A 15,967-nucleotide genomic window follows, 5' to 3' on the forward strand; every position below is an offset into this window, starting at 1 on the left:
CAATTAAAAGAACTTTGAGTTTGCGAGGTGAATACATCTTGGCATCAATATTTAACCAAGCAATGTATTTTTTGAAATGATGCTAGAGCAAAACAAAAGGTTTTTTATGTAGGACTCACATCTATAATGTTCTCAAACCACTGGTATAGCTCACCTTTTGTGATTACGGCACCTTGCTGTATTAAATTAAATTTATCTAAGTTTTTATCTTCAGAATATGCTTTTGATGCGGTTAAGTACTCTACGAAATCTGACTGAAAGTTTCTTTTAAACCAGTCAAAACCGATTTTCGTGCGCAAATCGATTTCTGGATTAAGCACTTTTACCGAAAGGAGTTTCATTTCTTTTTCGGTAAGGGCAAAGAGATGCATTTGTAATTCTGAAATGTTCTCTAGGTACTTGACTTTGGTAAGCACACCTTCCCATACCAAGTCACTGAATACGTCCAACTCTTCTTCTGCAACCTCGGGCTTGTTTGCTTTTATTTGGGCCCATTCATCTGCTGTAATAGATTGTGTTGCTAAAAAGTTAATAAATTCAGGGTGTAGTTCTTCTAACTGTTCTTTAGATAATCTTCTGTATTTCATTTCTGTAAACTAAAAAAGAGCTATGAAAAACATAGCTCTTTATACATTAATACTCTAAAAGAGAATTATTTTGCTTCTGCGATAACTTCAAAAGGGAAATCAACAATAACTTCTCTGTGTAATCTTATCTGCGCATTATAAGGTCCTACTCTTTTAACGGTACCACCTTGAATACTGATAAACTTTTTATCAATAGCTTGGCCAGACTTGTCAAGAGCTACAGCTAAATCTATGCTTGTTACCGATCCAAACAATTTATCGCCAGCACCTGTCTTTGCTGGAATCTTGATCTCTAACTCTTTAAGAGCATTGGCAACTTTTTGTGCCTCATCGATTACCTTTTTCTCTTTGTGGGCACGCTGCTTTAAATTTTCTGCTAAAACTTTTTTAGCTGACGGAGTAGCCAATGCAGCTAAACCTTGTGGAATTAAGAAGTTTCTTCCGTAGCCGTTTTTAACGGTAACCAAATCATCCTTAAAACCTAAATCTTGTACATCTTGTTTTAATATAAGTTCCATTTTTCCGTCTTTATTATTTTAACATATCACCTACGTATGGCATCAATGCCAAATGACGTGCACGCTTTACCGCTTGTGCAACTTTTCTTTGATACTTTAATGAAGTACCTGTTAATCTTCTTGGTAAAAGTTTACCTTGTTCATTAACCAACTTCATTAAGAAATCTGGATCTTTGTAATCGATGTACTTAATGCCAGACTTTTTAAAACGGCAATACTTCTTTTGTTTTGACGTCTCTATATTTAAAGGAGTAAGATATCTAATCTCGCCATCCTTTTTTGATTTTGCTTGTTGTTGTAATGTTGACATGGTTACGCCTTAGTTTTAAGTTTTGTTCTTCTTCTCTCTGCCCAAGCAACCGCGTGCTTGTCAAGTTTTACAGTCAAGAAACGCATAATACGCTCATCTCTTCTAAATTCTAACTCGTAAGGACCTATGGCCTCACCTGGAGCTGCAAATTCGAATAAGTGGTAAAATCCACTTTTCTTGTTCTGTATTGGATAGGCTAATTTTTTAAGCCCCCAATTTTCTTTGGCTACCATTTTGGCACCACTCTTAATTAAGAAATCTTCAAATTTCTTAACTGTTTCCTCTATCTGAGTATCAGATAAAACGGGATTCAAAATGAAAACAGTTTCGTAATGGTTCATATTATATATTTATTTAAGGAGCGCAAAAGTAAACATAATTGTTTCTATTCACAAGAAATCTAAAAAATGTTCGTTATAAGTGCAAACATATCAATAACAGTTATTAACAATTTGAACCATAAACAACCCTACATCACGTCTATTACCAATTACACAACAGATTATGCAATGTTTACATCTTTTGTTGCATCTCATCGTGTTTTTTATGTAATTTGCCGATGATTTAACCCCACAAATCACCCCATTTATGAAACTAAAAAGTATTATTGTAGATGACTCCTCCATGCAGCGTATGGCTGTCGCGAAGTTAGTCAACAATCACCCACATCTTGCATTAGTGGCAGAGTACAGCAACGCTATCGAAGCCAAAAACGGCCTCAAGAATAATGAGGTTGACTTAATCTTCTTAGACGTTGAAATGCCTATTATTAGTGGTTTTGACTTATTGGAAGCTTTGGAGAATCCACCTCAGGTAATTTTAATCACCGGTAAACCGGATTATGCGCTAAGAGCATTCGATTACGATGTTACCGATTACCTACACAAACCTATTACACTTGCGCGTTTTGAAGCCTCTGTTAAAAGAGCAGTGTCAAAATACGAGCAAATCCACAGAGTTGATGAAGATGAGGAGCATATCTTTGTAAAGAGCAACCTCAAAAAACGTAAGGTTATCCTTAATGATATCAAATGGATAGAAGCCCTTGGTGATTATATAAAATTAGTTACCGATGAAGCCAATATTGTTATTCTTTCAACAATGAAATCTTTTGAGCAGCAATTGCCTGCCGAAAAGTTCTTAAGAATACACAAATCTTATATTGTTAATCTTGAGAAAATCGAGAAATTCAACAGTAAGAATGTTGAAGTGGGGGGAAGACAGATACCTTTAAGCAGAAACAAAAAGACAGAGCTTGCAGAAGCACTGGCAAACGTATAGTTAAATGTGGTCTACATTGTAGATTACCTTAACACTCTTATATTGTGAAATAGCATTAAAAGACTTTTCAATTCTTTTAATGCTATTTTTTGTTTGGGCCACCGGCTTTTCTTTTTGCACCTTTAAAATGATGTTCTTAAGATACAAGCGTCTAATTCTTGAAACTACTGGAAATTCAGGGCCTAAAACAGTGTCTTTTAACACATTTCTTAAAGAGTTTGCAAACCATTGCGAAGCTTCGTTCAGTTTGTTGTAATCTTTGTCTTTAAGGGTAATTTTGATGATTCTTAGCTCTGGTGGGTAGTTATACTGTTCGCGTTCGTAAATCTGTTCTTCATACATTTTTTCATAATCCGTACTGGATACTTGCTGTAATATTTGGTGATAGGGGTTATAGGTCTGTATTAAAACCTTACCTCTCTTTTTTGTCCGTCCTGCCCTACCTGCAACTTGGGTCAATAATTGAAAACTGCGCTCGTGCGCTCTATAATCTGGAAAATTCAGCAAACTATCGGCGTTCATGATACCGACAAGGCTTACATTTCTAAAATCAAGCCCTTTGGTAACCATTTGAGTACCTACCAAAATATCCATTTCTTGCTGTTCAAAAGAAGTAATTATCTTTTCATAAGCGTATTTACCACGGGTAGTATCCAAATCCATACGACCTACTTTAGCTTCAGGAAAAAGTAGCTCTAATTCTTGCTGCACTTGTTCCGTTCCAAATCCCTTTTTATCTAAAGTACTATTACCACAAGCTTCACAGGCCAATTGTAGAGCCATATAATAACCGCAATAATGGCATCTAAGTTGATTCTTGAACTGATGATAGGTCAAACTCACATCACAGTTCGGACACTGCGATGAATGACCACAAGCGGTACATTCTATAATCGGCGCAAAACCACGTCTATTTTGAAATAGTATTATTTGCTCACCTTCATTTAGCGCTTCCGATATCGTTTCTTGTAAACGTTCCGAAAAATGACCTTTCATACGTTTTTTACGGGTAGCCTCCTTAATATCGACCAATTCTATCTCTGGCATCAAAACACTGCCATAGCGCTGCTTCATTTCTGCCAGACCATATTTGCCTTTTTTTGCGTTTTTATAGCTTTCAATGCTTGGCGTTGCAGAACCCAGAACACATTTACAATTCTGAAAATTTGCCAATACTATGGCAGCGTCTCTCGCATGATAACGCGGAGCTGGGTCGAACTGTTTAAATGAAGACTCATGTTCTTCGTCAACAACGATAAGACCTAGCTTAGAAAAAGGTAAAAACAAAGCAGACCTTGCCCCTATCACAATCTGGGCTTTCTCTTGGTGATTTAATACATTGTTCCAAGTCTCAACACGTTCATGTATACTGTATTTTGAATGGTAAACCGCTACTTTATTTCCGAAATAAGCCTGTAACCGGTTGATAAGTTGCGAAGTCAGTGCAATTTCAGGCAGTAGATAAAGAGCTTGTTTACCTTCACTTAGAACCTGCTCTATTAATTTAATGTATACCTCGGTCTTACCCGAAGAGGTTACCCCATAAAGCAGGCAAACCTTATTGTCTTGAAAACTGTTTTGTATTGTTTCAAAAGCTTTTTGTTGCTCGTTATTTAGGCTTATTTGCCCCTGTATTTGACCAGAACCGTCATAACCAACCCTATCTGTTTTAATCTGATACTCATCTAAAATTCCTTTAGCAATAAGGGATTTTATGACGGCTTTTGAACCTCCACTCTCTTTCTCTAAGTCTGTAACTTTAATAGGTTTTTTTGTTTTGGCCTGTAATGAAAATAGTGAAAGTACAACCTGACTTTGTTTGGGAGCCCTTGTCAAACTGTTCAGTAATTCCTCTAATTTTTCTTCTGAATCATACGCCTCGCCTAAACGCACATACCTGACCAATTTAGGTTTGTACTGCTCGTAAATCTCCTCTTTTAGCTGGATTGCTCTTTTTTCGACAAGTTTGTTTACAAACGGAAGTACATTTTTCCGGTCAACAATAGCTACAATCTCACTAATTTTTAAGGCAGATTGATGTCGAAGGGCTTCTAAAATCAAGAATTCCTCATCCTTTAATTGCGATTCGTCAATTTCCTCTATTCTATTCGGCAAAACTAAGGTTTCACTCTCCAATAAAAAGGCAGAAGGCAAAGCACTGCGCACTACTTCCCCAAGGGTACACATGTAATAATCGGCTATCCACTGCCAATGTTTTAATTGAACAGCGGTAACAATGGGCCTATCGTCTAAAATTTGATGAATTTCCTTTGGTTCATAAACTTGAGGAGGGGAATTATGAATTCTGTAGACCAGAGCAGTATAAATCTTTGATTTTCCAAAAGGAACGGCAACACGCATACCCACTTTTAAAAAATCTGATTCCTGCTCAGAAATTTTATAGGTAAAAAGCTTCTCCAAGGGAATGGGAAGCACAACGTCTATAAAATGTTCCATGTTAAACTATTCTTGAAACCTAAGCCAAGTTTGTGTGCGATATAAAAAAGCGAGATAACCTCTGACCTTCAACTTATCCGGGTCATCTGGGTCTAGCCATATTTTGCCTCGAAAAGTCATAGCTTGTTCTGGGTCAAAAAGTTTTTTACCCTTATAAACCCCTTTATCGGTCTCTTTGAATGAAAAAATAATCTGCATTCCCTCAACGGGTTTATCCTTCAATTCTCCTTCACATTTAATGCAAAGGGCATTTTCCTTTCCTTTTTCCAATATTTTAAGCACCCTGCCCTGCAACAAACCATCTTCTTTATAAAGTTCTACGATAGCTTTGGTAATTCCGTTTCTGTCATCAATAGTTCTCCATTTGCCCACAATGCTTTGTGAGAAAAGCAATTGAATATTAAGGCATACTATTACTAGGCTAAAACAATGTCTAATTCTCAATTTTTTCTTCTTTTAAGTTTCTGGCAACACTTTTTCTCATAGAAGACAATGTTGCATTTAATTCAAATCCTAATAGCAGAATATTAGAATTAAGCCAAATAAACACCATTAAAATTAATAATCCTCCTAAAGCCCCATACAATTCGTTGTAACGGGCAAATTTTTCAACATAAACTCCGAATAAGTAAGAGGTTAAAACGAACAGAAGTGTAGTCATTAAGGCGCCTGCTGAAAAAAAGCGAGCTTTTCTACCTTCTACGGTTCCGAAATAATAAAGTATGGCCGTTGTTATGTACGAAAAGAGCATAAAGAATAAAACCTTTGCAACCTGTATACCTAGGTAATCACCTTCTTTTACATCATATCCATATGCCTTTCCAAAATATTCTGAAGTGTACTCTACAACGTAAAATTCAACATAAACAAAAACAACCGCCCCTACTATCAACAAAATTGAAAGTAAAAGACCCACCATTAAAGCATAGATATACTGCCTAAAAAAATTTCTCGTCAATTCTATATGATAAGAATTTTCAAACCCACTAAATATGGCGTTCACTCCATTCGCCACTAAAAAGATAGAGATGATAAAAGCTGAGGATAAAAGACCTCCTCTTTTTTGGTCCTTTATTTGTTGATAGATATCACTAAAATAATCACTGGTTGCAGAGGGCAGAAAAGATTCTAAAAAAATAAGGAACTGAGCGTCAAAACCTTCATTTCCGGCACTCACGTAAGGCACCACAAAGGGGATTAGGGTAACAAAAAAAATCATAAGCGGAAAAAGCGCCATAAAAAGACTGAAAGCAATCGAACTGGCCCTTGTAGATAGGGTGCCCTGAACAATGCCCACAATGTAAATTTCAATTAAATCATAAAGCGAAAGACCTTCGAAAGCAGGTAGTTTTACCTTTTTAAGTAAACGTACCAGTAAATTAACAACCGGGATTTTATCTAATCTTTGCTCAATGGATTCGGACATTTAAACGGCTTTTAAGCTAAGATCCATATTATAAACTGAATGGGTTAGGGCCCCAGAAGAAATATAGTCTACTCCACATTCTGCATAAGCTCTAATGGTTTTCTCATTAATACCCCCAGAAGACTCGGTCAAACACTTGCCGTTAATTAAAGCAACGGCTTTTCGAGTGTCTTCGTAATTAAAATTATCGATTAAAATTCTATAAACCCCTTCAGAAGCTATAATCTCTTTTATTTCTCCTAAGTTTCTAGCTTCAACAATAATTTTTAAATCCCTTCCGGTTTCCTTTAGGTAAGCCTTGGTCTTGTTGATTGCTTTAGTCAATCCGCCAGCAAAATCGATATGATTATCCTTCAACATTATCATGTCATATAAGGCGAAGCGATGATTTTCTCCTCCCCCAATCTTAACGGCCCATTTTTCGAGAGCTCGAATACCCGGAGTTGTCTTTCTGGTATCTAAAATTTTGGTGCCCGTACCTTTCAAAAGACCTACAAAAAAATTCGTTTTAGTGGCAATAGCGCTCATTCGCTGCATTGCATTTAAAACCAAACGTTCCGCTTTTAAAATACTTTGTGAACTTCCGGAGACATAAAAAGCAATATCTCCGTGTTCCACCATATCGCCATCTTTTAAAAGTTCTTCAATTTTTAGATTTTCATCAACATATTTAAAAACTTGTTTTGCAAAATCAATACCTGCTATCACACCTGTATCTTTAACCAAAAGCTTAGCTTTACCTGTGGCGGAATCAGGTATACATGCTAACGAACTATGGTCTCCGTCACCTACGTCTTCGCGAATGGCATTTGCAATAATTAACTGCAGTTCTTTATTAAATTGTTTTTCTGAAATCATTGTTGCAATCGAATTTGAGCTAAAATACTAAAAACGGAATCGAAAACAGTGTCGCATACAAATACTACTTTTGAAAAAATAATAAAAGTCTGTGACCATACAATTAATCGCCATAGGAAAAACCGATAATACGGAATTGCAAAACTTAATTGCAGATTACGTAAAAAGACTCGGTCATTACATTAAGTTTGAGCTCGACATTATTCCTGACCTGAAAAATGCCAAAAACCTATCGGAAGAACAGCAAAAACAGAAAGAAGGAGAGCTTATTCTCAAAAAAATCACCACTTCTGACATTCTTGTAGTATTGGATGAAAAGGGAAAGCAATTTTCAAGTAAAGAATTCGCTGACGGCCTACAAAAGCGTATGAACAGCGGAATTAAAAAACTAATTTTTACAATTGGCGGACCTTATGGGTTTAGTGATGAGGTATACTCAAGAGCCAACCAAAAAATAAGTCTTTCAAAGATGACCTTCTCGCACCAAATGGTACGCTTATTTGTTGTCGAACAAATCTATAGAGCCTTTACCATTCTTAGAAACGAACCCTACCATCATGATTAAATTTATACTTATAATACTTGTTGGAGCATTCTTCGTTTGGATAGCTAAAAAAAATAGAACTAATGCGAATGAAAATGCTCAGGTCTCAAACGCTAAATATTGGATATGGTTTGTTGTCGGGTTACTGTATATCGGGGTTGGATTCTATTACTTGGTGGGCGTTTTGATTAACTAAATGAGGAAGTCTTCTGTTCTACTAAATTCTACTTCTACTAATAAAGAACTCTAAATTTGATTGTATGTTCAACACTTTTTAAGGCCTTAATCACTTCTTTGTTATATTCTTTATCTAAATCTGAAATTACATAACCAACCTCAGGGTCTGTAGAAAGATACTGCCCGGTAATATTCATTTCGTATTTCGCCAAAACCTCATTGATTTTTGCCATTACGCCAGGTACATTCTTATGAATATGTAGAAAACGATGCGCCTTATTTTGTTTTGGTAATCGAATGTTGGGGAAATTTACAGCATCGACCGTGTTACCAGAATTAATATAATCCATAATTTTATTGGGCACAAAGTCGGCAATATCACGCTGTGCTTCTTCCGTACTTCCTCCAATATGAGGGGTAAGTATCACATTTTCTAAACCTTGCAATTCAGTTGTAAATTCACCATTTGCCCTAGGCTCTTCTGGGTAAACATCAACCGCGGCACCTCCAAGCTTACCGCTTTTAAGTGCATTTGCCAAGGCCGGAATGTCTACAACAAAACCACGAGCAAGATTTATTAGAATTGCCCCATCGCGCATTTGGTTAATTTCTCGTTCACCTATAAAATTCTTATTTGCTTTGTTGTCATCGATATGAAGGGTAACCACATCGGAAACCGACAATAAATCTTCCAGTGAGCTACATTTAATAGCGTTTCCTAATGCTAATTGGTCAGCGACATCATAGTAATATACTCGCATACCAATGGCTTCGGCCAAGACAGAAAGTTGTTTGCCAATATTTCCATAACCTACAATTCCTAAATTCTTGCCTCGTACTTCTTGAGAGTTCAATGCAGTTTTAAACCATTGTCCCCTGTGAATTTCAGAACTTCGCGCAAATATGCTTCGTTTTAGCATTATAATTTGGCCAATTGCCAACTCTACCACCGACCTGGTATTACTATATGGTGCATTAAAAACAACTACGCCTTTCTTTTTTGCCGCTTCTAAGGCGATTTGCGTGGTACCAATACAAAAAGCCCCAACAGCCAACAATTTATCGGCAGCTTCCAATACTTTTTCGGTCACCTGAGTCTTCGAACGAATACCCAGTACATGTACTCCTTTAATGCGCTCAACAAGCTCCTCTTCAGGAATGCTATGCTTTACCAATTCTACAGAGAAACCATCTTCCGATAGATTTTCAAAAGCATCTGGATGCACATTTTCCAACAAAAGAATTTTTATTCTGTTTTTAGGGTATGATACTTTTCTTGGTAAATCGTTCACAAATAAAAATTCATTAAGGTTAGGAGTAATAAAATCGGCATTTTCCGTAGCTTTCTCACGATGAACGTTTTCGGTATAGGCGAAAAACTTATCTGCTATACCCGCCTCTCGCATGACATAATCACTATACCCATCGCCAATAACCTGAACTTCACCGTCAAGGTTCAAGGTTTTTAAGCATTCAATCTTACCATTATGCGAAGAGAGTACATTGGTTTCATCAAAACCTACAATGTTTCCATCTTCGTCAAACTTAAAGGTATTGGCATACACACGTTCTGAAGGAATATCATAAGCTGCCACAATGGGGTCAATAAACTCTTTAAAACCACAAGAGATCACATAAATATCATCAGCATATTCTTGAAAAAACTCTTTGTTTTCCTCAATGGATTTGGAGATTTTCTGCTTTAATTCCGAAACAAGGCCTTCTAAATCATCTTTATGGGCGTTTAGTAACTTAATTCTGCGCTCCAAAGACTCTGTAAAAGAAATGTCACCATCAATACCAAGATTGGTAATATCTTGTATTTCTTTTAGTACTTCATCTTTGTTGGCTTTATTTCTAAGCGTCATTTCCGCCAATACATCCAGGGCTTCGACACGAGTTAAAGTACTATCAAAATCAAAAACGTATTTCCTTCCTTCCTCAACCATTATTGCTGACAATTAAAGGCTAAAAATAAACATTAAATCCAACGGGGGATTTGAACCTTTAAAAAAAAATGTTTTGTTTCAGAATTCGTCAAAAACACTAAAATATCATCATTAAAAAGCGGCTAAAAAAACGAAAATGATATTTTCGACATTTCAAAAGTCATTAAAACCACCTTCTTGTTGATTTTAAATAAAGCTTATAGTCTTTTCCAAAAATTTTGAGGAGTGCTTCTTCCTCCTGTTTAATCTGAAAATGGTTCATGTAGTACACAAAACCAGCCAAAATCAAGGTATTGAATGCATTACTTAACTTCAAGGCAAAAGCAATCAAAAAAAGTAACATTCCCAAGTACATCGGGTTTCTGGTAAACCGAAATATCCCACTGGTTACCAAAACATTGGCCTTTTCTGGATTCAAAGGATCTACGGTGGTCTTTTTTCTATAAAACTGGATGATGGCGATACTAACTACCAAAAAGCCTAGACCAAGCACAACGAAGGCCAAAATTTCACGGCCAAAAAACTCAAACTCGCCTACTGGCAGGTATTTGGCCAGTAAAAAAAGGGCTGATCCAAAAATCAAAGCAACCAACGCCGGTGGTATTTTAAATTTCATGGCCCTAAAATACTACTTTAGCAATCAAATTATAGTTGGAACTTATGGAATTGGTTTTTGCCACCCACAATCAAAATAAATTTGAAGAGGTACTAAAGCTTATACCGAAACACATTAAACTTTTATCATTAGATATGATTGATTGCTTTGATGAAATCGAAGAAACAGGAAAAACACTTAAAGAAAACGCAAAAATAAAGGCAGATTTTGTTTCCAGAAACTATGGTTATAACTGTTTTTCTGATGATACAGGCCTTCTAGTGGATGCTTTGAACGGCGAACCTGGTGTGTATACCGCTAGATATGGTGGTTTAACAAAAGACGCCAATGCCAATATGGATAAGCTACTTTCTAACCTCGAAGGCAATAAAAATAGAAAGGCCCACTTTAAGACCGCTATAGCCTTGAACATAGATTCAAACTCCTATATTTTTGAAGGAATTGTAGAAGGTACTATTGCCAAAGACAAGCGGGGTGAAAAAGGCTTTGGTTATGACCCAGTATTTATTCCTAACGGCTATCAAAAAACCTTTGCTGAATTACCTTTGGCAATTAAAAATGAGATAAGTCATCGTGGTAGGGCCATTCAAAAACTTATTTCTTTTCTGCAAAGTAGTTAAGCCATAATCATGGTAATTTGAATAAATACTGGTTAACAAATTAATTAACAGTACCTTTGCCGAAAATTTAACGCCGCCGGTATGGCAGGTGTTGTCATGAGCCTCGGTTTATAGGAAACAATCGCTCTATTCAACACACATATTTGCGATTACTATAAATATTATGTCAAAATTTGAAAGTTTGGGGCTTCAAAAGTCCCTTTTGTCTGCTATTACAGATTTAGGATTTGAAAATCCTTCCGAAGTTCAAGAAAAAGCAATTCCAATTTTATTAGAAGATGATACTGATCTAGTCGCCTTGGCTCAGACCGGCACGGGTAAAACAGCCGCCTTTGGCTTTCCGCTTATTCAAAAAATTGATTCAGCAAGCAGAACTACCCAGGGCTTAATATTATCGCCTACTAGAGAACTATGCTTGCAGATTACTAATGAGATGCAACTCTATTCAAAATATGAAAAAGGAGTTAACATCGTTGCCATTTACGGAGGGGCAAGTATTTCAGATCAAGCGAGACAAATTAAAAAGGGAGCTCAGATTGTTGTAGCTACTCCCGGTCGTATGAAAGATATGATCGGGCGAGGTATGGTCGATATTTCTAAAATAGACTACTGTATTCTTGATGAAGCAGATGAAATGTTAAATATGGGATTCTTTGAAGACATTAAAGATATCCTCTCCAATACTCCTAAAGAAAAATCTACGTGGTTATTCTCGGCAACCATGCCGAGAGAAGTCTCTACTATCGCCAAAAAGTTTATGCACAGCCCAAAAGAAATTACGGTTGGTGCAAAAAACTCTGGTGCAAGCACCGTTCAGCATGAATATTACGTTGTCAGTGGCCGTGACCGTTACCCTGCATTGAAACGTTTGGCAGATGCCAATCCAGGCATCTTCTCGGTTATTTTTTGCAGAACAAAGCGCGATACCCAAAGGGTCGCTGAAAAGTTGATAGAAGATGGTTATAATGCTGGCGCACTACATGGTGACTTAAGTCAAAATCAGCGTGACCTGGTGATGAATTCCTTCCGTAAAAAACAAATACAAATGCTTGTGGCTACAGATGTAGCCGCGCGTGGTATTGATGTAGATGATATTACCCACGTTATAAATTACCAATTACCAGATGAAATCGAAACCTATACCCATAGAAGTGGTCGTACAGGTAGGGCCGGAAAATCTGGTATTTCAATGGTTATTGTTACGCGTAGTGAAATGCGAAAAATCAAGGCTATTGAGCGCAAAATCGGACAAGAATTCTTGGAGATGAAAATCCCTACCGGGATACAAATCTGTGAAATTCAACTGTATCACTTGGTTAACAAAATTAAAGAAACCAAGGTCAATGAAGAGATTGATGTTTATCTACCCGCCATCAATAATGTTCTTGAAGGAATAGATAGAGACGAACTTATTAAAAAAATAGTTTCTGTAGAATTTACACGCTTCTTTACGTATTATAACAAAACAAGAGATCTTAATTCAGATGACAGGTCTAATAAAAGAGAGCGTGGTGAATCTCGTGATTCCGGCGAAATTCCAAAAGACGGTTCAGTTCGCTATTTCATTAATGTTGGTGAACGTGACAACTATGATTGGATGTCTCTAAAAGACTTTTTAAGAGATACTTTAGATTTGGATAAAGATGATATCTACAAGGTAGATACCAAGGATACTTTCTCTTTTTTCAATACAGACGCTAAGTTTACCCCACTTATTTTAGAAACCTTTTCAGATTTTAAAGTCGATGGTCGTTTTGTCAACGTTGAAGTTTCAAAGAACCCTGGAGGCAGTGGACGCGGTGGCGGACGAAACAGAGGTAGTGGAGGTGGAAGAAGAGACCGCAAAAAAGGTGGTTTTGGCGGTGGCGGAAGAAAAGACCGTAATTCTTCTTTTAAAGGTGGTAAAAGCGGTGGAGGTAAAAGCAAGAGTAAAAAGAATAAGGGGTTCTATTAGTTAAGAGCTTCCCAAAATGTCTATATAATCTTAGCTTTATTTTCTTTGTTTCGTATTTTTAGCGGAGAAAATTGCTTCATGAAGAAACTTTTACCCCTTGTTTTAGTGTTATGCTGCTTTGTCGGTTTTGCCCAAGAAGAAAACGAAATGGAGCAAGAGCTTCAAGCTACAGTAATAAATGCTCAGACTGATTTTCCTTTAGAAAGCGTTCATGTTATTAACCTGAATAAAGTAAAAGGAACTATTACCAATAAAAAAGGGGAATTTACTATAACAGCATCGGTGAACGATACGCTGTACCTCACCTATTTAGGTTTTAAACCTCAAAAAGTCAAGGTCACCAATGATATGTTCAAATTTGAGGATACCAAAATTTCTTTGACCGAACTAGCCTTTGCGCTAGAGGGGGTTACGGTAAGACCATACCAGTTAACAGGATATCTCGAAATCGATGTGAAAAATCTTCCCATCAACGATGCATACCAGTATAGTATCTCGGGACTTAATAAGAGTTATGAGGCCGGTAATAAAAACCCTAGTGCCGTCACAAAAGTTCTTGGTGCTATTTTAAATCCTGCAGATTTATTGCGCAATCTTTTTGGTAAAAAACCACGTCAAATGCGAAAGTTGCAGCAAATGAAACAAGACGACGATATTCGCAATTTGCTGGCATCTAAATTCGACAGAGAAACACTCACCGAGTTATTACAAATAGAAAAAATGGACATTGATGACATTTTGAACAACTGCAATTACTCCAAATCATTTATCACCACAGCAAACGACCTTCAGATTTTAGACGCCATCAGCAGCTGTTATGAAGAATATAAAGTTCTGAATAGGAAGTAGTTCCAATCCTAAAATCATTAGATATTAAAAGCTTCACTGCAAGGGTTAATGTCGATATAAATAAATTTTATATTTCCGTAAGCATTTTATAGCTTTAAACAAATTCCCTGAAGATGAAAAAACTACTTATCGCATTGTCGATGTTGTGCTTTGTTGTTGGTTGTAAAAAAGTTCAAAAGCCAGCTATTGAAGAGTCAAAAGAAATTGCTGAAGTGAAGGAAACAGTAGAAAACAACAAACCATTTTTTTGGGAAGGTGCTAACATTTATTTTTTATTAACGGATCGCTTCAAAAATGGAAATCCGGATAATGATGTTAATTTCTCTAGAACAGATTCTACTGCTGTATTAAGAGGTTTTGAGGGCGGCGATATTGCAGGAATCACCCAAAAGATAGAAGAAGGATACTTTACGGACCTTGGTATTAATGCCATTTGGTTTACCCCTGTTGTTGAACAGGTTCATGGTGTTGTAGATGAGGGAACCGGAAAAACCTACGGATACCATGGCTATTGGACAAAAGATTGGACCGCCATCGATCCCAATTTTGGTGACAAACAAGAACTAAAAAAACTTGTAAAAACCGCGCACGCAAAGGGAATTAGAATATTGCTCGATGTAGTATTGAATCACACAGGCCCGGTAACCGAAATGGACCCTGTATGGCCTGATAATTGGGTAAGAACGGGGCCTCCTTGTGAGTTTACTACTTATGAAAACACTACGGCCTGTACTCTGGTCAAAAACCTACCCGATATTTTAACGGAATCGGATGAACCCGTTGAGTTACCTGATGCACTTCTTGCAAAATGGAAAGAAGAAGGTCGCTTGAGCCAAGAATTGGATGAGCTGCATTTATTCTTCGAGAGAACCGGATATCCAAGGGCACCCCGCTTTTACATTATAAAATGGTTAACCGACTACATTAATGAATTTGGGGTAGATGGTTTTCGAGTAGATACCGTTAAGCATGTCAATGAAAATGCATGGGCAGAACTGAGAAAAGAAGCTGATTATGCCTTTGAAACATGGAAAAAGAAGCATCCTGATGAAGTATTGGATAATAATCCTTTTTACATGGTGGGCGAAGTATACAATTATGGCATTTCTTCAGGTAGGCTGTTCGACTTTGGAGATAAAAAAGTAGATTACTATGAAAATGGTTTCAAAAGCCTCATCAATTTTGAGTTAAAAACAGACGCTGCCAAAGATTATGATGCCATTTTTAAAAAGTACAATTACTTGCTTAACACCAAGTTAAATGGAAAAAGTGTGGTAAATTATCTAACATCACATGATGATGGAAGCCCATTTGATAAGGAGCGTAAAAAACCTTTTCACTCGGCAAATGTATTATTATTGACTCCGGGAGCCTCACAGGTATATTATGGTGACGAGACTTCTCGACCTTTAATTATAGAAGGCACAGAAGGTGATGCCACCTTGCGTTCATTTATGAATTGGGAAGATTTAGATAGTATTCCTAAGATTAAAAAAATTCATAAGCACTGGCAAAAATTGGGGCAATTTAGAGCCAATCACCCAGCTATCGGCGCCGGTAAGCATAAGCGCTTGGCAAAAGCACCATACGTATTTTCTAGAATGTACATCAATGGTGATTATAAGGATAAAGTAGCCGTTGGCCTCGACTTGCCCAAAGGCAAAAAATCTTTGTGGGTCAAAGGTTTTTTTGGTGAAGGCACTAAGTTATACGATACCTATTCCGAGACCGAAGTTGTCGTAAAAAACGGTAAAGTTATTTTAGAAAACGATTTTGATACCGCACTCTTGGAATTGATGGAGTAAAATCAAGCAATCTTAT

At 36.9% G+C, this 15,967-nt stretch carries 16 protein-coding genes; 6 read left to right on the plus strand and 10 right to left on the minus strand.

The window, feature by feature from the left end:
- Positions 1-104 precede the first annotated feature (104 nt).
- The 4 genes from ACZ1GR_RS02760 to rpsF all read right to left on the minus strand — a co-directional run bounded on the left by ACZ1GR_RS02760 (position 105) and on the right by rpsF (position 1,756).
- A complete protein-coding gene (locus ACZ1GR_RS02760) occupies positions 105-587 on the minus strand; it encodes a DUF6495 family protein (RefSeq protein WP_472610728.1) in 483 nt (160 codons plus the stop codon).
- Between the two features lie 65 nt (positions 588-652).
- Positions 653-1,105: a 50S ribosomal protein L9 gene (rplI, locus tag ACZ1GR_RS02765; RefSeq protein ID WP_472610729.1), complete on the minus strand. Its 453-nt coding sequence runs from the start codon at positions 1,103-1,105 to the stop codon at positions 653-655.
- A 13-nt stretch (positions 1,106-1,118) separates the two neighbouring features.
- Positions 1,119-1,415, minus strand: a complete 297-nt coding sequence (gene rpsR, locus ACZ1GR_RS02770) for a 30S ribosomal protein S18 (RefSeq protein ID WP_377766432.1) — start codon at positions 1,413-1,415, stop codon at positions 1,119-1,121.
- Positions 1,416-1,417: 2 nt separating this feature from the next.
- Positions 1,418-1,756, minus strand: coding sequence for a 30S ribosomal protein S6 (rpsF, locus tag ACZ1GR_RS02775; RefSeq protein WP_377766433.1), 339 nt, complete (start codon positions 1,754-1,756; stop codon positions 1,418-1,420).
- A gap of 247 nt (positions 1,757-2,003) precedes the next feature.
- On the opposite strand from rpsF, the gene ACZ1GR_RS02780 reads away from it, so the two are divergent.
- Complete coding sequence (locus ACZ1GR_RS02780; protein ID WP_377766434.1) at positions 2,004-2,696, plus strand: LytR/AlgR family response regulator transcription factor; 693 nt, start codon at positions 2,004-2,006, stop codon at positions 2,694-2,696.
- Here the strand turns inward: ACZ1GR_RS02780 and priA are convergent, their stop codons facing one another.
- The 4 genes from priA to nadC are packed head-to-tail and all read right to left on the minus strand — an operon-like array spanning position 2,697 to position 7,437.
- Entirely contained in the window at positions 2,697-5,153 is a 2,457-nt protein-coding gene (gene priA / locus ACZ1GR_RS02785; protein WP_472610730.1) for a replication restart helicase PriA, read from the minus strand.
- Between the two features lie 6 nt (positions 5,154-5,159).
- Entirely contained in the window at positions 5,160-5,597 is a 438-nt protein-coding gene (locus ACZ1GR_RS02790) for a DUF2147 domain-containing protein (protein WP_472610731.1), read from the minus strand.
- Positions 5,587-6,579, minus strand: a complete 993-nt coding sequence (locus ACZ1GR_RS02795) for a YihY/virulence factor BrkB family protein (protein ID WP_472610732.1) — start codon at positions 6,577-6,579, stop codon at positions 5,587-5,589. Before ACZ1GR_RS02795 ends, ACZ1GR_RS02790 begins: the two co-directional genes overlap by 11 nt.
- Entirely contained in the window at positions 6,580-7,437 is an 858-nt protein-coding gene (nadC, locus tag ACZ1GR_RS02800; protein ID WP_472610733.1) for a carboxylating nicotinate-nucleotide diphosphorylase, read from the minus strand.
- A gap of 91 nt (positions 7,438-7,528) precedes the next feature.
- Here nadC and rlmH point away from each other — a divergent pair, with 91 nt between their 5' ends.
- Entirely contained in the window at positions 7,529-8,002 is a 474-nt protein-coding gene (rlmH, locus tag ACZ1GR_RS02805; RefSeq protein ID WP_472610734.1) for a 23S rRNA (pseudouridine(1915)-N(3))-methyltransferase RlmH, read from the plus strand.
- 212 nt (positions 8,003-8,214) lie between these two features.
- Here the strand turns inward: rlmH and serA are convergent, their stop codons facing one another.
- Positions 8,215-10,107: a phosphoglycerate dehydrogenase gene (gene serA, locus ACZ1GR_RS02810; RefSeq protein ID WP_377766441.1), complete on the minus strand. Its 1,893-nt coding sequence runs from the start codon at positions 10,105-10,107 to the stop codon at positions 8,215-8,217.
- A gap of 163 nt (positions 10,108-10,270) precedes the next feature.
- Positions 10,271-10,723, minus strand: a complete 453-nt coding sequence (locus ACZ1GR_RS02815; RefSeq protein WP_472610735.1) for a methyltransferase family protein — start codon at positions 10,721-10,723, stop codon at positions 10,271-10,273.
- Between the two features lie 44 nt (positions 10,724-10,767).
- Here ACZ1GR_RS02815 and ACZ1GR_RS02820 point away from each other — a divergent pair, with 44 nt between their 5' ends.
- The 4 genes from ACZ1GR_RS02820 (at position 10,768) to ACZ1GR_RS02835 (ending at position 15,951) form a co-directional block, all read left to right on the plus strand.
- Positions 10,768-11,343, plus strand: a complete 576-nt coding sequence (locus ACZ1GR_RS02820) for a non-canonical purine NTP diphosphatase (RefSeq protein WP_472610736.1) — start codon at positions 10,768-10,770, stop codon at positions 11,341-11,343.
- Between the two features lie 163 nt (positions 11,344-11,506).
- The gene (locus tag ACZ1GR_RS02825; protein WP_472610737.1) at positions 11,507-13,297 is read left to right on the plus strand and encodes a DEAD/DEAH box helicase; all 1,791 of its coding nucleotides are present in this window, start codon (positions 11,507-11,509) and stop codon (positions 13,295-13,297) included.
- Between the two features lie 78 nt (positions 13,298-13,375).
- Positions 13,376-14,146, plus strand: a complete 771-nt coding sequence (locus tag ACZ1GR_RS02830; RefSeq protein WP_377766445.1) for a carboxypeptidase-like regulatory domain-containing protein — start codon at positions 13,376-13,378, stop codon at positions 14,144-14,146.
- 113 nt (positions 14,147-14,259) lie between these two features.
- Entirely contained in the window at positions 14,260-15,951 is a 1,692-nt protein-coding gene (locus ACZ1GR_RS02835; RefSeq protein WP_472610738.1) for an alpha-amylase family glycosyl hydrolase, read from the plus strand.
- Positions 15,952-15,967 lie beyond the last annotated feature (16 nt).

The organism is Croceitalea sp. W27, assembly GCF_055693185.1.